The sequence below is a fragment of the Streptomyces xanthochromogenes genome, from assembly GCF_014650455.1.
GTDB classification, from domain to species: Bacteria; Actinomycetota; Actinomycetes; order Streptomycetales; family Streptomycetaceae; genus Streptomyces; species Streptomyces xanthochromogenes.
In genome coordinates, this window is sequence record NZ_BMUZ01000010.1 from 210,063 (window position 1) to 228,766 (window position 18,704).

Sequence of the window (18,704 nt, forward strand, 5' to 3'; positions counted from 1 at the left end):
CACACTAATGGCCCGAAGTCACCGGCACCCACCGCTCCCGCGAACGTCCCACCGGGCGGGACCGCCCGGCCCGTGTAACGCCCGGCGGCGCCCCTGGGGTCACGCCCCCGCGTCATGACTCCAGGAGCCGCTGGCCCACGTACTCGCCGGCCCGCGGGCCCCCCGGCACCGCGAACAGGCCGCTCGCCTCGTGCCGCAGGAACGCGGAGAGCGCGTCCCCCCGGTCGAGCTTGCGCTGCACCGGTACGAAGCCCTTGAGCGGGTCGGCCTGCCAGGCGACGAAGAGCAGGCCCGCGTCCGGGGTGCCGTCCGCCGCGATGCCGTCGTGGAAGGAGAACGCGCGCCGCAGCATGGCCGCGCCGCCGTTCTGTTCGGGGGCGGCGATGCGGGCGTGGGCGTTGAGCGCGATGACCGGCTTGCCGTCCGGGCCGAACTTGTCGAGCTGCAACTTCGTCGTTTCGGTACCGCCCGAAAGAGGTGCGCCATTCGACTTCCTGCGGCCGACGGCCTGTTCCTGTTCGGTCAGCGGCAGCTTCTCCCAGGTGTCGAGCAGCATCCGGATGCGTCGCACGACCGCGTACGAGCCGCCCGCCATCCAGGCCGGCTGCGCGGTGTCGGGGACGAAGATGCGTTCGTCGAAGTCGGGGTCGGCGGGCTTGGGGTTGTTGGTGCCGTCGATCTGGCCCATCAGATTGCGGGCGGTCATGGGCTTCGCGGTGGCGCCCGGGGTGCGGTTGAAGCCGTTCATCTGCCAGCGCACCGTGGCCGCCGCCCCGGCGTCGTGCTGGATCGCGCGCAGTGCGTGGAAGGCGACCAGAGCGTCATCGGCGCCGATCTGCACCCACAGGTCGCCGTTCGAGCGCCTCGCGTCGAGCTGGTCGGAGGAGAAGTCGGGCAGCGGGTCCAGCTGGGCGGGGCGCCGGTCGGTCAGCTGCGTACGGTCGAAGAAGCTGTGGCCGAAGCCGAAGGTGACGGTGAGCGAGGAGGGACCGGCATCCAGGGCGACGCCCGTGTCGGCGCTGCCCGAGGGTTCGCCCGCCATCAGCGCTCGGGCCGTGGTCGACCAGCGCCGCATCAGGGCGGCGGCCTCCTTGCGCCCGGCACCCGGGGCCAGGTCGAAGGCGATCAGATGGCCGGTGGACTGAAGCGGAGTGCTGATCCCCGCTTGATGTTTCCCGTGAAACATCACCTCCGTGGAACCGACCGATGCCAACGGGCTGGTGTCGTCCGGGCCTTCGACGGCCGCGTAGGCGGCGGCCCCGCCTGCCGCGCCGAGTGCCAGACCGCCCACGCCGACCGCGCCCACGGTGCCGAGCAGCTTGCGCCGGGAGATATCGAGGCCGGGCCCGGCGGAGGGGGTCCCGGTCCGCACGGTGTTCCCGGTGTTCCCGGTGTTGCCGTTCGCGGCGTTCTTGGTCTCGCTCATATCAGTTCAACGTCTCGCTCATGTCAGTCGACTCAGCCGATCTTGACGTTCTTGTCCACGGTGGTCTCGTCGATCTCGGAGGTGCGTACGGTCACCGAGATCTGCCAGTCGCCCGCCATGGGGATCTGGACACCGCTCGCGCTCCAGTGTCCGGTGGTGACGTGGTCGGGCACGACGGGCAGCGGGCCGACCGACTTCGCGGCGAGGGTGAAGGCGACCTTCACCTCGGGGGCGTCCTTGGGCTTGCCCGCCGGGTCCTGCAGGTAGACGTGCAGGTCGTTGGCGCCGGTGCGGCCGGGGTCGAGGGTGAGCTCGACGGTGCCCTTGCCGTTCTGGCCGCCGGTGTCGAACGGCAGCCGGATGTCGACGGGCCGGTCGGCGACGGCGACCTGCGACCCGGCCTTCGCCCGGTCCACGGCCTGCTGGGTGCGGGCGGGTTCGGTCTGGGTCAGCACGGTGGTGACGGCGAGCAGCACCACGGCGATGCCGGCCTCGGCGAGCACGGTGCGGCGCAGCCCCGTGCGCTCGGGGTCGGCATCGCGGATGCGCTTCTCGCGGGCGGTGCTCATCGCGGCCCGCTGGCGCGCGAGTTGGGCCGCCCGCTTGGTGTCGTTTCCGTCGTCCGGCACGGTGACCGGCTCCGGCTCGGGTTCGCCGGCGCGCTGCTCGACGATGGAGGCGGCCTCGGCCTCCGGGGCCGTGTGCTCGGACAGGCGCGCGGTCCAGCGGCGCGATACCGAGGCGGTGGCGACGAGGACGGCGACCAGGGCGACCTTGACGAGCAGCAGCTGCCCGTAGGCGGTGTCGACCAGGGCCGACCAGGTGCCGACCTGGCGCCAGGACTGGTAGACGCCGGTCGCGGCGAGGACGGCCACGCTCCAGAACGCGATGCGCGAGAAGCGGAGGACGGCCGCGCGTTCGATGCCGGGGGCGCGGAAGAGGACGACGAGCAGGGTGGTGAGTCCCCCGAGCCAGGTCGCCACGGCCAGCAGGTGCAGGACGTCGACGGGCATGGCGATGCCGGGCTGCAGACCCGTCGAGGCGTGCTCGGCGAGCGCCCAGGTGGCCGCGAGTCCGGCGGCGACGACGGTGCCGCCGATGGCCAGGCCGAAGGTGAGGTCCTTCTTCTCGGCCTCATCCTCGCGCTTGGCGTACGCGCCGAACAGGACGGAGACGAACAGCGCGGCGGCGCCGAGCAGCAGCAGCCGGGAGATGAGCGCGGCGCCCGGCTTGGTCTCCAGGACGGCCCGCAGCCCGTTCAGGTCGAAGGCGTCGGAGAGTTTCCCGGAGCCCGTGTAGGGGGTGCGGAGCAGCAGCATCGCGAGGGTGGCCGCGGTCATGGTGAGCCAGCCGCCGACGACGACGCGCTGTACCGGGCCGACCGTGGCGCCGCGCCGCCAGCAGGCGAGCACGAAGGCCGCGCCGCCGGTGAGCAGCACGAAGCCGGCGTAGGCCGCGTACCGCGCGATGCCGTACAGGACGCCGACGAGGCCGCCGCCCACCTCCTGGCTGGGGACGACCGCGGCGGTCGCGGAGGGGGCGCCGATGGAGAAGGTGAAGGCGCCGGAGACGGGGTGGCTGTCGGCGGAGATCGCCTGCCAGGCCACGGTGTAGGTGCCGTTGGGGATGCCGGTGCGCAGCCGGACGCCGTACTTGACGATGTCCCCGCTGCACAGGTTGACGAGTTCGGCGGTGTCGGAGCGCTTGCCGGTGGGGTCGAGGACGCGGATGGAGTTGGCGTCCAGGGCGACGCCCTCGGAGAAGGTGAGGGCGACCTGGGCGGGGGCGGTCGCGACCACCGCCCCGTCCTTCGGGTCGCTGCCGGTCAGTGCGGCGTGCGCGGACGCGGGCACGGCGCCCGCGAGGAGCGCGCCGAGCAGCGCCACCGTGACGAGGAGCAGCCGGGTCAGGCTGCGGCGCGTCGGGGTGCGAAGGGGTGGGGCGGTGGCCGTCATGTCAGTCCCTCAAGTCCCTCTGGATGCCTCAGTGGTGCTTCGGGTTGTAGGTCGCTTCCTTGACCGGCAGGTCGACCTTGACCGGGTCGGCCTTCTCGAAGTGCAGCTCGACGGTGACCTTCTCGCCCGGCTTCGGCTTCGTCTTGAGACCCATGAACATGATGTGGCTGCCGCCGCGCTCCAGGTCCAGCTCGCCGCCTGCGGGGATGTCGAAGGACTTCACCTCCTGCATCTTCTGGTTCTTCGTCTCGTGGATGGTGATGTCGTCCGACAGGTCGCTGGTGACCTTGGTGAGCTTGTCGGCGGTCTTGCTGTCGTTCTTGACGACGAGGAAGCCGCCGGCCATGTCGCTGGTCGGCTGCGGCATGAACGCGTCGCTCACCTGGAGCTTCGGCTTGGCATCCGCGCTGTCGGAGCAGCCCGCGAGGGCCAGCCCGGCGGACAGGGCTATGACGGCTGCGACGGCGGGACGGACGGTGCGGGTGGTGCGGCGGTTCACGGGTTCTCCCCCTTGATGATCTTCGGCAGGTCCTTGGTGTAGTCGGCGACGGTGGCGTCCTCGCCGTACAGGACGTAGCCCTGGTCGGTCTTGGGGGAGAAGGCGATGACCTGGGCCCCGTGCATCGAGACGACCTTGCCGTCCTTGTCCTTGGTGGCCGGGTCGATGCCGATGCCGATCGAGCGGGCGCCCTTCTGGATGGTGGCGAAGTCGCCGGTCAGGCCGATGAAGGACGGGTCCTGGCCCTTGAGCCACTTGCCGAGCGAGGCGGGGGTGTCCCGGTCGGGGTCGGTCGTCACGAAGACGACCTGGAGCTTGTCCTGGTCGGCCTTGGGCAGCGACTTCTTGGCGACGGCGATGTTGCCCATGGTGAGCGGGCAGACGTCGGGGCAGTTGGTGTAGCCGAAGTAGATGAGCGTCGGCTTGCCCTTGGTCTCGGCGCGGAAGTCGAACTTCTTGCCGCCTGTGTCGGTGAGGACGAAGTCGGGCTTGGTGAACGGCCGGTCGAGCAGCGTCGCGGCCTGGGTCTTCGCCGAGGCGGAGACGTCGGCGACAGGGCGGTCGGAGCCGCTGTCGCCGCTGCCGCCGCACGCGGTCAGGGTGAGCGCCGCCGCCGCAGCCAGAGCTGCGGCGGTCAGCGCGGTCTTGGTGCGCATGGGGTGATTTTCCGGTCTTTTCCGGTGGATGGGGTGCAGGTGCGGGGCGCGCGTTACGCGGAGCGGCGGCGTCCGGCGAACACGCCGAAGGCCACTCCGGCGACGCCGACGACGATGCCCACGACGGCCAGGACCCGGGCGGTGGTGTCGGTGTCCGAGGAGGACGAGGACGAGGCCTGAGCCTTCTGGCCGGCCGCGCTCTTGTTGTCGGCGGCGGGAGCCGCGTCGTCGTCACCGCCGGCCGCGGCGGCCGTCAGCTGCAGGGTGGGGGCCGGGTTGGCGGGCTCCGCCGCGCCCTTCTTGGTCTCCTCGATCCAGCGCACGACCTCGTTGTTGTCGTACGTCTGCAGCGCCTTGAAGACGAGCTGGTCGGTGTCCGTGGGCAGCGAGCCGATGGACAGCGGGAACTTCTGGAACTGACCGGACTCGATCGTCCCGCCGCTCCAGGTCACCTTGGTCACGGCCTCGTTGATCTGCTTGCCGTGCACGGTCAGCGGCTTGTCCAGCTTGGACTTGGTGACCTCGACGTTCCAGCCCGGCACCGGCTGCGGCATGACGGACGCCAGCGGGTGGTCGGTCGGGAAGTTGACCTCGACCTTGACCGTCTTGGCGTTGTCGCGCTCGTTGGGCACCTTGAAGTCGACGACGGCGTAACCGCCCTTGGCGGCCGCTCCCTCGGGCTGCACGGTGACGTGGGCGAAGGCCGTTCCCGAGAGCAGCAGGACGGACCCGGCGGCGACGGAACCGACGACGGCGATACGGGTGCGCGAACGGGCAGCGTTCATGGCAGAGACACTCCAGTGAGCAGGAAGGGTGGGGACGTCCACCGCGCACGGGTGCACGGGGACCCGCGACACCACTCCTGCGGTACGTGAGGGGAGTGGGCCGCGTTCAGGCTGCGAGGGCGTACGCCGGGGGCGGCCCGCGCCTGATCACCGAGTGCTGAAGTGCCGCCCCGGGCAGCGGAAGCGCCGCGCGGGTCTCAACGACGGCGGCGCGCGGGCGCCGGCCCGCGTCCGCGAGGAGCCCGGCGCACAGGGCCGTCGCGAAGGACAGGGCCCGGCGCAGGGTGCGTACGGAGGCGGTCTCGGCCGCGGCCGTGACGGACTCGGCGGCCAGCCGTACCGCCCCGAACAGGGCGACCTCGCCGCGCCGCAGCAGCCATCCGGTGGCGAGCGCCGCGAGCAGGTGGCAGAGCAGCATGGGCAGGGTCGGCAGCAGCGAGGCGGCGAGCGACGCGGAGCCGGTGCCGGAGCCGGTCGGGACCGGCATCATCCCGGCCATGTGGGACATGCCGGGCATCGCGGCGTGGCCCGCGACCCGGGTCGGGTCGATGCCCGCGTCCGTGACGATGCGCTGCGCGTCCGCCGCGCTGAGCGGGGCCGCGCCGTTCCCGCAGATCAGCTTCGCGGCGAACCGGACCACTGGGAGGTCCCCGGTGGAGCCGGTGCCGGCGGCGGGTGCCGTGTGCTGGCCGACGCCGAAGAGCGTGTGGAGGCCGAGCTGTCCGGCCGCGAGGGCGCCCGCGATGGGCGCGAGCGAGCGCTCGCGTCCGGCGAGCGGCGCCACGACCGCGAAGACCCCGAGGAACCCGGCGAGCAGCGTCCACCACGGGACGCTCGCACAGGCCGCCATGACGTGTCCCATCGCGGACAGCACGACGCAGACCGCGGCGAACACCGCGGCCCGGAGCAGCCGGAGACCGGCGCCTGCTGGGGCGTGGGGGGTAGACATGGCGGGGCCATCATCGCACTGCGCTTACCCGCTCCATACGGCAGGTCCGGAAGGTCGTCTTTGATACCGGGCGGGGGTTCCGGCGAAGCGGAGGGGAGGCGTCCGGGGTGCTTTACACCGGCGTGAGGGGCGCGTACATCCGCCGAATGGGCGCCATCACGTCAAGAGGTGGCTTACCAGGGGGGAGTTGCGGCAATACTGCGCCCGTAGAGAGAAGGGCTTGTCGAGCCGCAGCCAGGAGGCTGGAGCATGAGCATCTGGTGGTCTCTCCACTTGCGGCGCGAGGCCGCGAGCGTTCCGCTCGCCCGTCGCCTTCTGCTCGGCACCATGGAGACCGCGGGGGTCGATCCCGACATCTCCTACGATCTGTCGGTCGCCCTCAGCGAGGCGTGCGCCAACGCGGTCGAGCACGGCGGGGACCCGGTGTCGGGGAGCGCGTCGACGGCCTACCGCGTCACCGCCTACCTCGACGGCGAGAAGTGCCGCATCGAGGTCGCCGACTCGGGGCCGGGCTTTCCGGCGCGGCGCGGCCGGCGCCCCGCGCTCCCGGCCCGGACGGGCAGTCTGGCCGAACACGGCAGGGGGCTCGGCCTGATCGAACAGCTCGCCGACCACGTGCACTTCAGGAACCGGCCGGGCCGGGGCGCGGTGGTCAGCTTCGACAAGATCCTCAAATGGCGCGAGGGCGCGCTGCTCAAGGTGTCCTGAGCCGCGCGCCCCCGGCGCCGACGATCAAGCTGACCGATCAAGCCGGCCAACAAGAGGTGGATCAGGCCTGCTTGACCTGGGCCATCCACGCCTCGACCTCGTCCGAGCGGCGCGGCAGCGCGGCGGAGAGGTTCTTGTTGCCGTCCTCGGTGACCAGGATGTCGTCCTCGATCCGGACGCCGATGCCGCGGTACTCCTCGGGCACGGTCAGGTCGTCGGCCTGGAAGTAGAGACCGGGCTCGACGGTCAGGCACATGCCGGGCTCCAGGTCGCCTCCGACGTACGTCTCGGTGCGCGCGGCCGCGCAGTCGTGGACGTCCATGCCGAGCATGTGACCGGTGCCGTGCAGGGTCCAGCGGCGCTGCAGGCCGAGCTCCAGGACCTTGTCGACGTCCAGGTCGCCGAGCAGGCCCCACGAGACGAGCTTCTCGGCGAGGACGCGCTGGGCGGCGTCGTGGAAGTCGCGGTAGGCGGCGCCCGGCTTGACCGCGGCGATGCCGGCCTCCTGGGCCTCGTACACCGCGTCGTAGATCTTGCGCTGGAGCGGCGAGAAGGTGCCGTTGATCGGCAGGGTGCGGGTGATGTCGGCGGTGTAGAGCTCGTTGGTCTCCACGCCGGCGTCCAGGAGCAGCAGGTCGCCGGAGCGGACCTCGCCGTTGTTGCGCACCCAGTGCAGGGTGGTGGCGTGCGGTCCCGCGGCGCAGATCGAGCCGTAGCCGATGTCGTTGCCCTCGACGCGGGCGCGCAGGAAGAACGTTCCCTCGATGTAGCGCTCGCTGGTCGCCTCGGCCTTGTCGAGGACCTTGACGACGTCCTCGAAGCCGCGGGCGGTCGAGTCGCAGGCCTTCTGCAGCTCCGCGATCTCGAACGCGTCCTTCACCAGGCGCGCCTCGGACAGGTACACGCGCAGCTCTTCGTCGCGCTCGGCGGTGACCTTGTCGGTGAGCGCGGCCTCGATGGCGGCGTCGTGACCCCGGACGTTGCGGACCGGACCGGTCGCCTCCGCGAGGGCGCCGGCCAGCTCGCGCACGTCTTGGGCGGGCAGCCCGAGCAGCTGCTCGGCCTCGGCCAGGGAGTGGCGGCGGCCGACCCACAGCTCGCCGGTGCCCGACAGCCAGAACTCGCCGTTCTCGCGGTTGGAGCGGGGCAGCAGGTAGAGCGTCGCCGCGTGCCCGTCGTCGGTGGGCTCCAGGACGAGGACGCCGTCCTCGGTCTGGTCACCGGTGAGGTACGCGTACTCGGTGGAGGCGCGGAAGCTGTACTCGGTGTCGTTCGAGCGGGTCTTCAGGTTGCCCGCGGGGATCACCAGACGCTCGCCGGGGAAGCGCCGGGAGAGCGCGGCGCGGCGGTCGGCGGTGTGGCCGGCCTGCGCGATCGGCTCCAGGCCGCGCAGCTCGGTGTCGGCCCAGCCGGACTTCATGTTCTCGGCCAGCTCGTCGGAGACGCCCGGGTACAGGCCGTTCTTCCGCTGCTGGATCGGCTTCTCGTCGGTGGTCTCTTCCGGGATCTCCGGGGTGAGCTCCTCTGACACGTCTGCTCCTTGGTACGACACTGGGCCGCCTTCCATCGTACGGGCGTGCGGAAGGGGGTCCAGGGTCGTAGTGCCTCTTACCGCGGCCGGGGCCGGGCGCTAGGCGAAGCGGGCCGCGAGCATCACCACGTCCTCGGCGCTGTCCGCCTCGTCGAGGCCGTCCGGAAGGACGGTGCGCAGCACGTGGTCGAGCACGGCGTCCGGATCGTCGCGGACGGCCTTGGGGACGCTCGCCGCGGCGGCGTGCAGCCGGGCGAAGGCGCGGTCCATGGGCTCGCCGGTGCGGTGCAGCAGCCCGTCGGTGTAGAGCAGCACCGTTTCTCCGGGGCCGGGCGAGAGCTCCACGCTCGGCGCCTCCCAGCAGGCCAGCATGCCGAGCGGCGCCGAGAGCGAGGTCTCCACGAACTCGGTGCGCCGGTCCCCGACGACCAACGGCGGGGCGTGTCCCGCGCCGGCCAGGACGATCTTGCGCCGGGCGGGCTCGCAGTAGGCGAACAGGGCGGTCGCCGAGCGGGCCGGCTCGGTCAGGCGCAGCAGCAGTTCGAGGTCGGAGAGCACGGCGACCGGGTCCTCGCCCTCCATGACGGCGTACGCCCGCAGGCTCGCGCGCAGCCGGCCCATCGCGGCCACGGCGCTGGGCCCCGCGCCGGTGACGGACCCCACCGCGAGGCCGAGCGCGCCCTCGGGCAGCGGCAGCGCGTCGTACCAGTCGCCGCCGCCGCGCGGCCCGGTGCGGTGCCGGGCGGCCAGCTGGACGCGGGCGACCCGGGGCAGCCGGCTGGGCAGCAGCTCCTCGGCGACGGTCGCCACATGGGTGCGGGCCCGCTCCAGCTCGATGAGCCGGGCCAGGTGTTCGGCCGCGTACCGGATGTAGAGCCCGGCCAAGTGGCGCTGGCGCTCGACGGGCTCCGCGCTCTCGTCGTAGAGCCAGACGGCGGCGCCGAGCCGGCCCCCCGTCTCGGCGGCGAGGGGGAGCGCGTAGCTGGCGGCGTAGCCCAGGCGGGCGGCGACCTCGCGGTGGCGCGGGTCGAGCCCGTCCGGGTCGGCCATGAGGTCGCAGCCGCCGTCGGCGTCGGGGAGGCCGTCGAGGATGCGGCCGTACGCGGTGGCGCTGCGCGGCACGGTCTCGATGTGGCCGAGGTCGGCGTGGGCGAGCCCGAGACCGTTGGTCACGGTCGGGCCGAGCCCGTCGGAGGGCTCCAGGACGACCAGGCCGCGGCGCGCGCCGACCAGGGCGGCGCCCGCCTTCAGGAGTTCGTCCAGGGCCTCGTCGAGGACGGTGGTGCGCGCGAGGCGCTCGGTGAGTTCGTGCAGCGTGGTGAGGTCGGAGACCCAGCCGGCGAGGCGGTCCTGGAGCACCGCCCCGGGCGGGGTGGCGGGTGAGGGCAGAGGCGCATGAGTGTGCGCGGGGGGCGGAACGGCTGGATCGATTCCAGCCACTTTCGGCAGGTGAGGGATGCTCATGGCAGCCGGCTTTCCGACTGGTCGATTCTGCGCAATAGCATCGCAAACCCCCATGTCATTCTGCGCCGCTATCAATGCATCCACATGTACACGCACAAGTGAGGGGATGTCCAGCATTGTCATAGCGGGACTATTGGTGTCCGTGGGACGTGGAACTTGGCCAAAAAATGATCCTGGTGGCCCAGCACTGGGGTCGACTGAGGCCGTTCAACTGTGCGTCGTTTCAATCGCGTTGGGTACGTAATCGGTGTGGTCCTGGGCAGTTGAGAGCGCCCCGGAACCTTGTGGCCGGCCCGAGCGTCTTAAGAGCCGTCCGGCCGCGCCCCATCCCCGAGCGGCGGGGTTTTTGTACGCAGGACGGCAAGCGCCACGTACGCGCCACCCTTCGCCATGCTTTAAATGGTTACGGGCAGTGGCCGTCGCAACCAGTGGTGACCGCCCGTGTTCGATCCTGGCGGGTGCCCCGTACGCAGGCTCACAGAGCGAGTACGCGCAGTGAAGAGATGCACACATGGTGTGATGTGAACTCGGCGTTCAACGGAAAGGAACGAGCGCCCATGCGCGAGATCCTCGGAAGGCGACGCAGGTTCCGGTTCCGGCGCAGTGAAAGGGCTGCTCAGCTCGGCGCCGCGCTGACCTGTGCGACCCAATGGAAATGGCCCGTGCTCCCCGGTGTGGGACTGGCCGCGGGCGGGCGCGGCTGTGCCTGCCCCGACCCTGAATGTGTGGTGCCCGGGGCGCACCCCTTCGACCCCGTACTGCTCGCGGCGACCACCGACGAGCGCATGATCCGCTGGTGGTGGACGAGCCGGCCGGACGCGCCGGTCCTGCTCGCCACCGGCGCCGGCGCGCCCTGCGCGATCAGCCTCCCGGCCCTCGCGGGGGCCCGGGCGATCGCCGCCCTGGACGCGATGGGCGTACGGCTCGGCCCGGTCGTGGCGACCCCCACCCGGTGGTCGCTCCTGGTGGCTCCGTACTCGATGGAGCGCCTGGGCGAACTGCTCTACTCCAAGGACTGGGTGCCCAGTTCGCTGCGCTTCCACAGCGAGGGCGGCTACTTGGTGCTGCCCCCGTCGCAGACCGGCAAGGGGCAGATCCGCTGGGAGCGTCCCCCGCTGGGGTCCGCCGGACCCTGGCTGCCGGACGTGGAGGCGGTGGTGGACGCGCTGGTCGAGGCGAGCACCAGCGCCCCGGACGGCGGGAGCCGGCTGGCGTACTGAGAGCGGGGCGGGCCCGGAAGGCAGGCGGGAGCCGGGACGCCCAATGAGCGAGGAGGCGGTCCGGTTCCCGGGCCGCCTTCACTCTTTCGGGTGTGAGCGGGCCCTGGTTGTACGGGAATTGGGCGTGCGCATCACGGAGCGCCCGGTTTCCGTGGATATCTTCGGCCCACCATCAGGAAGTCCAGGGCAGACGGGTCCCCTCCATGAATCTCCAGCACCTCCGCGTCGCCGGGCTCACCGCCGTCGTGGTGGGCACCGTGCTGCTGCCGCTCGTCGCCTCCGCGGGACCCGCGGGAGGGCCCGAGCGCAAGAGCGCGGTGGATGACGCAAAAAGTCCCCTCGCGCAAGCCCTCGTACGGGTGAACAAGCCACTGGGCCGGGCCGCACCGGACGCCACCGCCCGCTGCGGGCCCGAACTGGTCTCCCCCGAAGGGGTCGAGGCCCAGACCTGCGTCCTGGTGCTGGGGCACGACACCTGGGCGCGTACCTACTACCGCAACGCCACCGGCCAGGACCTGCGTGCGGTGCTGACCCTGATGGGCCCGGGCGGGCGGACCGTCGAGACGAACTGCCAGGTCGCGGCCGACGACCAGCCGGGTTCCTGCGAGAGCCCGCGGCAGGGCGGGGCCGGCGGATCCGTCGACGAGGGGGCGTATTCGGCGATCGCGGAGTTTTCGGGGGCGGGAGAGGACTCACCGCTGCTGCTGCGTTCCGGGAGCAACTCCGCGGAACCTGCGGCTCGTTGACCGAACCCGCACATGGAAGGGCCCGGTCGCTGGCGACGGGGGATGCACCAGCGACCGGGCTCTTAGAACGGTAACAAGAGATCGGTCGTTCGCAAATTCGATCTCGGTAATTCGGACACCGATTTACCTGTAAGTACGGGGAGTTGTGACAGGAGTCACCCGTCCCGGGGTCCGAACCGCCCCTGCCGTCACTCTCAGCTGAGGGTCACTTGGCGGTTGGTGAGCCCGCCGCGCGCCCGGCGCTCCTCGGCGGTGAGGGGCTCCTCGCTCGCCAGCGCCCCGGCGAGTCGCTCGGCGAACGCGGCGGCCGGCTTCTCGCACTCCTCGGCGCCCATGTCGCTCGGCAGGTCCCACACCGGCACGGTCAGACCGTGCGCCCGGAAGGAGCCGACGAGGCGGGTGCCCTCGCCGAGCGAGGACGTACCGGCCGCGTGCAGCCGCGCGAGCGCGTCGAGCAGCTTCTCCTCGGCGTGCGGCATGACCCACCGCAGGTGGTTCTTGTCCGGCGTCTCGCACCAGTACGAGGAGTCGACCGACTTCAGCCGCACGGTCGGGATCGCGGCGGCGTTGGCGCGCTCCAGGGAGGCCGCCACCTCGGTCGCGGCACCCTCCGCGTCCGGCACCCAGAACTCGAAGCCGGTGTGCACCTCGGGCTCGAAGGCCGCGGCCGGGTCGAGCAGGTCCTGCAGCCGTACGCCGTCGGGCTCGGCGCGCCGGGCGGCGACCGGCGAGCCGGGCTCGGCGACCAGGGCGCGCTTGAGGGTGTCGGCGAGGTCGCGGCTGAGGTCGCCGGAGGGGGTGTCGTTCTGCAGGCCGAGCAGCACCGAGCCGTCCTCGCGGCGCAGCGCGGGCCACGCCATCGGCAGCACGGTCGCGAGGGTCACCGCGGGCACGCCCTCGGGCAGGCCGTCCTTCAGGGTCAGCGGGACGGTCGCGGCCGGGACCAGCTCGCGCAGCGCGACCCAGTCGCACTCGCCGGGCAGGCCTTCGAACGGACGCTGGACCAGCTCGGTCACGGCGTGCGAGGCGGCCCGCCCGTGACAGGCCTTGTAACGGCGGCCGGAGCCGCAGGGGCAGGGCTCACGAGCCCCGACGACCGGGATTTCCCCGTCGCTGATCTGCGGCTTGCCGGCCTTCGCCTGGGGACGCTTCTTGGCCATGGTGGGGCTCTCTCCCGACTGCGGTGGTGCGGTGGCGCTGTGTCGGGCGCGAGCCTAGCCGCACGGACCGGCCCCGGGCGGCCGAGCCGGTTTCCCGGCCCTGCCCCGGAGGCGGTCGGCGTGCCCGCGGACCGCCCCGCGCGGCCACGGCCCAGGACCGCGGCCGGTCCCGGTCCGCGGCCGGTCGGCGTGCCCGGTCAGTCCAGGTCGTCGAAGGCGTCCGCGTACTCCAGCGCCGCTCCCGGGCCCGCAACGCGCGTAGCGAAATCGTCGCGGCGGTGCCCCGCCGGCAGGATCACCCACACGGTCACCTCGCCGGAGGAACTGTCCCGGACACCCCAGTCCTGGGCCAGGGCGCTGATGATGTTCAGCCCCCGGCCGCCGCGCGCGGTCACCGACGGGGTCGCGGGGACCGGTCTGGTCGGTCCGCCCCCGTCCGTCACCTCGACGGTCAGCCGTCCTGCCTTGTCGATCCGCCAGGCCGCCCTGACGTCACCGTCGCCTATGTCCGCCCGCCCCAGCGGCCTGCCGTGCCGGCAGGCATTGCTGAGCAGTTCGGAAAGGATCAGTACGGCATCGTCCACGACCGAATCGGACACCCCGCTGCCGAGCAGCTGCTCGCGCATCGTGTGTCGTGCCTTGCCCACGCCCGCAGGGCCATGGGGTACGGCCATGCTTGACGACGTGGGCACCTCCTGTGCCACCACCAACGCCACCCCCGAGACCTCCTTCGCCCCACGCCACGGTGTGGATGCCCCAATGGACTGGACCGGAAACCGGCCAACCGGCGACGGGAGACGCATTCGTCACGGTCGAACACGGAGCGAACGCGCCGGTGCACTCCCTGTAAGGGTCTTTATGGGCGGCCCAGTTGGGACAGAACCTGTTTCGGGCGGTTGGTGATGATTGCCTCCACGCCGAGGCTTACGCACAGATCCACGTCCTCGGGTTCGTTCACCGTCCAGACGTGCACGCGGTGCCCCGCGCGGTGCAGCCGCTCGATGTAGGCGGGGTGGTTCCGCACGATCCGCATGCCGGGACCGGCGATCCGCGCGCCCGCGGGAAGCCGCCCGTCGCGCAGCCGCGGCGACAGGAACTGCATCAGATAGACGGTCGGGATGTCGGGCGCGGCCGCCGCCACCCGGTGCAGGGAGCGCGCGGAGAAGCTCATGATGCGCACCGGGGAGGTCTCACCGGCAGGTGGCGGATCGGTGAGGCCGAACCTCTTGAGGAGGTGCAGCAGGCGTTCTTCGACCTGTCCGGCCCAACGGGTGGGGTGCTTGGTCTCGATGGCGAGCTCGACCCGGCGCCCGGAGTCCGCGACGAGTTCGAGCAGCCGCTCCAGGGTCAGTACGGAGGTGAACTCGCGGTCTCCCCAGTCCGGGCTCTCCTCGCTGTCCTTCCAGGAGCCGAAGTCGAGCGCGGCGAGCTCGGAGAGCTCCAGGGCGGACACGGCGCCGCGTCCGTTGGAGGTGCGGTTGACACGCCGGTCGTGGACGCAGACGAGCTGTCCGTCGGCGGTCAGGCGGACATCGCATTCCAGGGCGTCGGCCCCGTCCTCGATCGCCTTCACGTACGCGGCGAGCGTGTGCTCGGGGGCGTCCTCGGAGGCTCCTCTGTGGGCCACCACCTGGACGGGGGCGGGCTCGGGACGGTGCGGGCTGTGCTGTCGTGCATGGGTCACCGCGTCATCGTGCCACCGCTGGGCCACAGGTTGGCGCACGAATACACAGCTCCTGCTTACAGTGGCCTGACGTGCGGTGGGAAAAGCTGAGCGGAGGCATCCGCACAGTGCGGGGCCGGATGTCCGACCCCAGGCGCACCATGGACGTCGCCGAGCCCGCACCGGTGCCCGGCGGCGAGCCGAGCACCGTCCGCACCGAGCACGCCACGACCGCCTACCGTCCCCAAGACCCAGTGGATACCGAGGAGAGCAAGCTGTGAGCACCGAGAACGAGGGCACCGCGGTCCCGGCCGTCCCGCCTGCCCCGTCGTCTGCACCTGCTGCACCTCCCGCGCCCGCCGCGGCCCCCGCCGCCCCCGCCGCTTCGGACGCCGCGCCGCCGGCCGGTCCCGCCGAGGCGGACAGGACCCTGGTCCACGAGGCCGTACCGCACGAGCCCGCGCGACAGGAAGGGGCGACCCCGTACGCCGGGCCCAGCCCCGACCCGGCCACCGAGCCGATGCCCGCGACGCCGGGAGCCCCGGCTCAGCCGGCGTACGCGGCGCACGAGTCGGCGCCCCCGCAGAGCGGTGGCGCGGGCTGGCCGCCTCCTCCGCCCACGCTCCCCTCCTACGGAGGCGGTGGCGCGGGGCACGGCGGCGAGCCCTGGGGAGCCCCGCAGCAGCCGGCCCCGCGCAGGCGCGGCGGCGGTCTGATCGCCGCGGTGGTCGCGGCCGCCCTGGTGGCGGGCGGCATCGGCGGCGCCATCGGCTACTTCGCGGCGGACCGGGACGACCACGGCTCGGGCTCCACCACGGTCGCCTCCTCCGACACCCCCAAGGACTTCAAGCGCGACCCGGGCACGGTGGCGGGTGTCGCCGCCGGCGCGCTGCCCAGCGTGGTGACCATCGACGCCCAGGGCAACGATGGCGAGGGCGGCACGGGCACCGGCTTCATCTACGACAAGGAAGGCCACATCCTCACGAACAACCACGTGGTGGCCTCCGCGGCGAGCGGCGGCAAGCTGACCGCGACGTTCTCCAACGGCAAGAAGTACGACGCCGAAGTGGTGGGCCGCGCCCAGGGCTACGACGTGGCGGTCGTGAAGCTGAAGAACGCACCGGCCAACCTGAAGCCGCTGTCCCTCGGCAACTCCGACAAGGTGGCGGTCGGCGACTCGACCATCGCGATCGGCGCCCCGTTCGGCCTGTCCAACACCGTCACCACCGGCATCATCAGCGCCAAGAACCGGCCGGTGGCTTCCAGCGACGGCCAGAACTCCAAGGCCTCGTACATGAGCGCCCTGCAGACCGACGCCTCCATCAACCCGGGCAACTCCGGTGGCCCGCTGATCAATTCGGCCGGCGCGGTGATCGGCATCAACTCGGCGATCCAGTCGGCGGGTACGGGCGGCGGCGGCATGGGCCAGTCCCAGGCGGGCTCGATCGGGCTCGGCTTCGCCATCCCGATCAACCAGGCCAAGAACGTCGCGGAGCAGCTCATCAAGACCGGCCAGCCGGTCTACCCGGTGATCGGCGCCTCGGTCGGCATCCAGCAGGGCAGCGGCGCGGCCCCGGGCGGCGGCGCGGACGGCGCCCAGATCTCGCCGCAGGGCAGCGGGAGCCAGCAGCCGATCACCGCGGGCGGCCCCGCGGACAAGGCCGGCCTGAAGCCGGGCGACGTGATCACCAAGTTCGGCGACATGCCCATCGACAGCGGCCCGACCCTGATCAGCGAGATCTGGACGCACAAGCCGGGCGACCAGGTGCCCCTCACTTACAAGCGCGACGGCAAGGAGACCACGGTCACGATCACCTTGGGCGAACGCAAGGGCGACAGCAACTGACCAGCAGCCGGTAGGCTGTAGCCGCTTCCGCCGCTGGTCGGCGGGGCGTGGGTGGGTTGCCCGAGCGGCCTAAGGGAACGGTCTTGAAAACCGTCGTGGCAGCGATGTCACCGTGGGTTCAAATCCCACACCCACCGCAGCAGGTCACAGGCTTGCAGGTCAGAAGGGGCGCGGCTCTCCGGAGCGGCGCCCCTTCTGCGTGCCCGACGTGCCCCGAGTGCCCTGCGTGCCGTGCCCGCCCGCTCAGCGGGCCGTGCTCATCCGGGCGGCGGAGGGCTCAGCGGGCCGTGCTCATCCGGGCCGCGGAGGCGATCGTTGCGAGGGCCTCGCGTTCGGTGAGGCCGGTGGTGATCGCGGCGGAGGTGAGCGCTCCGCTCAGCTCCTCGCCGATGCCGTTCTCGTAGGCCCGGCACGCCGCCCAGAACAGCCGGGTGTTGCGCTGGCCCTCGTGGGCTGCCAGCACGAACTGGACCAGGCCCTGCCCCTGGTGGTCCCCGTGCCGCTGGGGGTCCTTGGCGCGTGCCGGAGGCGTGAGCAGGTCGAGCAGGGTGCGTGGGCAGGGGGCGGGGCCCAGATGGGCGGTGCCGGGCGCGAGCCGGTAGACGCCCCGGTTGCTCAGTGAACCGGGGCCGACCAGGTAGCCGCCGGCGCCCCGGATGTCGATCCCGGGGGCCAGCCGGCTCACGGAGTTCGGCACGGGCGTGCCGGGCGGTCCGGTCAGCCAGATGTGGCGGCCGCCGCTCGGAGTGATCACGACCACGGTCTCGGGGATCGTGAACAGGTGGCGCAGCGCCAGGTGTTGGAGCGCCGCCGTGGCGTCGGCCCCCGGCGGCTTGGTGTCGAGGTCGATCCCTATGAGGTGGTGCGGCGGCCGGCCGCAGGCGATGCCGTAGCCGGTGGCCCAGGGCGCGGCCGCGAACAGGGCCCGTACCGCGGCCGGGTCGGTGGTGGCGTCGTGCACCCCGTGGCCCACCAGGCCGCACTCGCCGCGGCACAGCGCGGGCTGGGGGTCGTCCCGGTGCGGCGAGGGCAGCGCGGGGAGCTTGGTGCGGGACAGCGGGATGACGGGCAGGCCGCGCTCGGCGGCGGACAGGGCGTGGGCGAGGGCCAGGGTGGCGGCCTGCCGGTCGATGGTGGCCATGGCTCCATGTTCGTACGAATGTTCGAGAAAGGGAATCCCTTTCAGGGGTGACCGTTGCGCCCCGGCGCGGGCCGGGGCCGGTTCCCGCCGCAGCGCGCGGCCCGGCCCGTGCCGTTCGGGTTCGCGCCCGCCCCCCTCGTCGACCCCATCTGCGCCGGGCGACAGGCGGATGACGGCCGGGTGACGCCCCGATGCCGTCTTGGTGTCCCCCATGTGGGCAGCGGGTGGCTGCCAAGGTTGGCCGAAACCGAGCCGAAACGGTTCTGCCCATGCGGGGGCGCGGGTCCGGCGCCGAAATCCGACCCCGGGCGGCGGTTTGGGGGCGCATTGAGGGTTTATCGACATGTCCTCACGCTTGCGGGCGAAAGGTTCCCCAATGACTGGTTCGCCGGGGATTCGGTGGGCAACTCTGATCTCGCGACGTCGTCACAGCGTCCGAGGCGGTCGGCCAACTGCCTTGGACCAGGCCGTACTTGCTTCCCGCAAGCGCGGACTGGAACGAGCCGAACTACCCGCACTTCTGGTTCCTGGAGGAATTCACATGGCAAACATCCGTACCGCCCGCGTCCTGGCCACCGTTGCCGCGCTGCCCCTGGCCGCCGCCCTCTTCTCGGGTGTGGCCACCGCCGACAACGGCTCCATCGCGGGCCACGGATCGAACGCCGCGGTGGCGACCGTCAGCGGCAGTGGGGTCGGCCACGACAACCGTGGGAACTCGTCGACCACCCAGCAGCAGGCCGTCGGGTCCGGCGCCACCAACCAGAGCAACACCGCCCAGGTGAACGGGTCCGCCTTCACGTCGATCAACCAGGGCAACGGGAACGTCGCCGTGAACTTCTCCCGCCTGTGGTGATCCGGCGCCCCTGTGGAAGGGGTCCGTTCTTAGGGTGATCGGCGGCCCGGGTGACAGCGCTTCGGCGCGGTCGCCCGGGCCGTTGGCGTGCCCGACGGCAGG

Annotated in this window: 18 protein-coding genes and 1 tRNA gene; 7 read left to right on the top strand and 12 right to left on the bottom strand. The window is 72.1% G+C overall.

The window, feature by feature from the left end; all coding sequences use genetic code 11:
• Positions 1–112 precede the first annotated feature (112 nt).
• From efeB to IE267_RS25790, 6 genes are all read right to left on the bottom strand, one after another.
• Positions 113–1,426, bottom strand: a complete 1,314-nt coding sequence (efeB, locus tag IE267_RS25765) for an iron uptake transporter deferrochelatase/peroxidase subunit (RefSeq protein ID WP_189764859.1) — start codon at positions 1,424–1,426, stop codon at positions 113–115.
• 32 nt (positions 1,427–1,458) lie between these two features.
• The gene (locus tag IE267_RS25770; RefSeq protein WP_189764860.1) at positions 1,459–3,381 is read right to left on the bottom strand and encodes a copper resistance CopC/CopD family protein; all 1,923 of its coding nucleotides are present in this window, start codon (positions 3,379–3,381) and stop codon (positions 1,459–1,461) included.
• Between the two features lie 28 nt (positions 3,382–3,409).
• Positions 3,410–3,880 (bottom strand): copper chaperone PCu(A)C, encoded by a 471-nt coding sequence (locus IE267_RS25775; protein ID WP_167158354.1) that lies wholly within the window; start codon positions 3,878–3,880, stop codon positions 3,410–3,412.
• Positions 3,877–4,536 (bottom strand): SCO family protein, encoded by a 660-nt coding sequence (locus IE267_RS25780; RefSeq protein ID WP_167158352.1) that lies wholly within the window; start codon positions 4,534–4,536, stop codon positions 3,877–3,879. The genes IE267_RS25775 and IE267_RS25780 overlap by 4 nt, the downstream gene beginning before the upstream one ends.
• Before the next feature lie 53 nt (positions 4,537–4,589).
• Positions 4,590–5,321: a YcnI family copper-binding membrane protein gene (locus IE267_RS25785; RefSeq protein ID WP_189764861.1), complete on the bottom strand. Its 732-nt coding sequence runs from the start codon at positions 5,319–5,321 to the stop codon at positions 4,590–4,592.
• A 106-nt stretch (positions 5,322–5,427) separates the two neighbouring features.
• Entirely contained in the window at positions 5,428–6,270 is an 843-nt protein-coding gene (locus IE267_RS25790) for a hypothetical protein (RefSeq protein ID WP_189764862.1), read from the bottom strand.
• A 249-nt stretch (positions 6,271–6,519) separates the two neighbouring features.
• Between IE267_RS25790 and IE267_RS25795 the strand changes: the two genes are divergently transcribed.
• A complete protein-coding gene (locus IE267_RS25795; RefSeq protein WP_167158346.1) occupies positions 6,520–6,978 on the top strand; it encodes an ATP-binding protein in 459 nt (152 codons plus the stop codon).
• A gap of 61 nt (positions 6,979–7,039) precedes the next feature.
• Here the strand turns inward: IE267_RS25795 and IE267_RS25800 are convergent, their stop codons facing one another.
• Together IE267_RS25800 and IE267_RS25805 are read right to left on the bottom strand one after the other, a co-directional pair.
• Positions 7,040–8,509, bottom strand: coding sequence for an aminopeptidase P family protein (locus IE267_RS25800; RefSeq protein ID WP_189764863.1), 1,470 nt, complete (start codon positions 8,507–8,509; stop codon positions 7,040–7,042).
• A gap of 99 nt (positions 8,510–8,608) precedes the next feature.
• A complete protein-coding gene (locus IE267_RS25805) occupies positions 8,609–10,090 on the bottom strand; it encodes a PP2C family protein-serine/threonine phosphatase (protein WP_189764952.1) in 1,482 nt (493 codons plus the stop codon).
• Between the two features lie 440 nt (positions 10,091–10,530).
• On the opposite strand from IE267_RS25805, the gene IE267_RS25810 reads away from it, so the two are divergent.
• Entirely contained in the window at positions 10,531–11,193 is a 663-nt protein-coding gene (locus IE267_RS25810) for a bifunctional DNA primase/polymerase (protein WP_189764864.1), read from the top strand.
• A gap of 203 nt (positions 11,194–11,396) precedes the next feature.
• On the top strand, positions 11,397–11,939 hold the full coding sequence (locus IE267_RS25815; RefSeq protein ID WP_161248707.1) for a hypothetical protein: 543 nt from the start codon (positions 11,397–11,399) through the stop codon (positions 11,937–11,939).
• Between the two features lie 194 nt (positions 11,940–12,133).
• Here the strand turns inward: IE267_RS25815 and IE267_RS25820 are convergent, their stop codons facing one another.
• From IE267_RS25820 to IE267_RS25830, 3 genes are all read right to left on the bottom strand, one after another.
• Positions 12,134–13,099, bottom strand: coding sequence for a DUF5926 family protein (locus IE267_RS25820; RefSeq protein WP_189764865.1), 966 nt, complete (start codon positions 13,097–13,099; stop codon positions 12,134–12,136).
• A gap of 197 nt (positions 13,100–13,296) precedes the next feature.
• Positions 13,297–13,902 (bottom strand): ATP-binding protein, encoded by a 606-nt coding sequence (locus IE267_RS25825; protein ID WP_167158336.1) that lies wholly within the window; start codon positions 13,900–13,902, stop codon positions 13,297–13,299.
• 53 nt (positions 13,903–13,955) lie between these two features.
• Positions 13,956–14,783, bottom strand: a complete 828-nt coding sequence (locus IE267_RS25830) for a glycerophosphodiester phosphodiesterase (protein WP_167158334.1) — start codon at positions 14,781–14,783, stop codon at positions 13,956–13,958.
• A 119-nt stretch (positions 14,784–14,902) separates the two neighbouring features.
• Here IE267_RS25830 and IE267_RS25835 point away from each other — a divergent pair, with 119 nt between their 5' ends.
• From IE267_RS25835 to IE267_RS25845, 3 genes are all read left to right on the top strand, one after another.
• A complete protein-coding gene (locus IE267_RS25835; protein WP_189764866.1) occupies positions 14,903–15,043 on the top strand; it encodes a hypothetical protein in 141 nt (46 codons plus the stop codon).
• The gene (locus tag IE267_RS25840) at positions 15,040–16,608 is read left to right on the top strand and encodes a S1C family serine protease (RefSeq protein WP_189764867.1); all 1,569 of its coding nucleotides are present in this window, start codon (positions 15,040–15,042) and stop codon (positions 16,606–16,608) included. The genes IE267_RS25835 and IE267_RS25840 overlap by 4 nt, the downstream gene beginning before the upstream one ends.
• Positions 16,609–16,658: 50 nt before the next feature.
• Positions 16,659–16,745 (top strand) — tRNA-Ser (locus tag IE267_RS25845).
• Between the two features lie 140 nt (positions 16,746–16,885).
• Here the strand turns inward: IE267_RS25845 and IE267_RS25850 are convergent.
• Entirely contained in the window at positions 16,886–17,749 is an 864-nt protein-coding gene (locus IE267_RS25850) for a bifunctional DNA primase/polymerase (protein WP_189764868.1), read from the bottom strand.
• Between the two features lie 541 nt (positions 17,750–18,290).
• Here IE267_RS25850 and IE267_RS25855 point away from each other — a divergent pair.
• Positions 18,291–18,602 (top strand): hypothetical protein, encoded by a 312-nt coding sequence (locus IE267_RS25855; protein ID WP_161245335.1) that lies wholly within the window; start codon positions 18,291–18,293, stop codon positions 18,600–18,602.
• Positions 18,603–18,704: the final 102 nt, after the last annotated feature.

Bases quoted from the DNA above. Each gene is read 5' to 3' on its own strand.
- efeB (WP_189764859.1), bottom strand. From the start codon at position 1,426: ATGAGCGAGACCAAGAACGCCGCGAACGGCAACACCGGGAACACCGGG.
- IE267_RS25770 (WP_189764860.1), bottom strand. From the start codon at position 3,381: ATGACGGCCACCGCCCCACCCCTTCGCACCCCGACGCGCCGCAGCCTG.
- IE267_RS25780 (WP_167158352.1), bottom strand. From the start codon at position 4,536: ATGCGCACCAAGACCGCGCTGACCGCCGCAGCTCTGGCTGCGGCGGCG.
- IE267_RS25785 (WP_189764861.1), bottom strand. From the start codon at position 5,321: ATGAACGCTGCCCGTTCGCGCACCCGTATCGCCGTCGTCGGTTCCGTC.
- IE267_RS25790 (WP_189764862.1), bottom strand. From the start codon at position 6,270: ATGTCTACCCCCCACGCCCCAGCAGGCGCCGGTCTCCGGCTGCTCCGG.
- IE267_RS25795 (WP_167158346.1), top strand. From the start codon at position 6,520: ATGAGCATCTGGTGGTCTCTCCACTTGCGGCGCGAGGCCGCGAGCGTT.
- IE267_RS25805 (WP_189764952.1), bottom strand. From the start codon at position 10,090: ATGCTGGACATCCCCTCACTTGTGCGTGTACATGTGGATGCATTGATA.
- IE267_RS25810 (WP_189764864.1), top strand. From the start codon at position 10,531: ATGCGCGAGATCCTCGGAAGGCGACGCAGGTTCCGGTTCCGGCGCAGT.
- IE267_RS25815 (WP_161248707.1), top strand. From the start codon at position 11,397: ATGAATCTCCAGCACCTCCGCGTCGCCGGGCTCACCGCCGTCGTGGTG.
- IE267_RS25820 (WP_189764865.1), bottom strand. From the start codon at position 13,099: ATGGCCAAGAAGCGTCCCCAGGCGAAGGCCGGCAAGCCGCAGATCAGC.
- IE267_RS25825 (WP_167158336.1), bottom strand. From the start codon at position 13,902: ATGCGTCTCCCGTCGCCGGTTGGCCGGTTTCCGGTCCAGTCCATTGGG.
- IE267_RS25835 (WP_189764866.1), top strand. From the start codon at position 14,903: ATGTCCGACCCCAGGCGCACCATGGACGTCGCCGAGCCCGCACCGGTG.
- IE267_RS25850 (WP_189764868.1), bottom strand. From the start codon at position 17,749: ATGGCCACCATCGACCGGCAGGCCGCCACCCTGGCCCTCGCCCACGCC.
- IE267_RS25855 (WP_161245335.1), top strand. From the start codon at position 18,291: ATGGCAAACATCCGTACCGCCCGCGTCCTGGCCACCGTTGCCGCGCTG.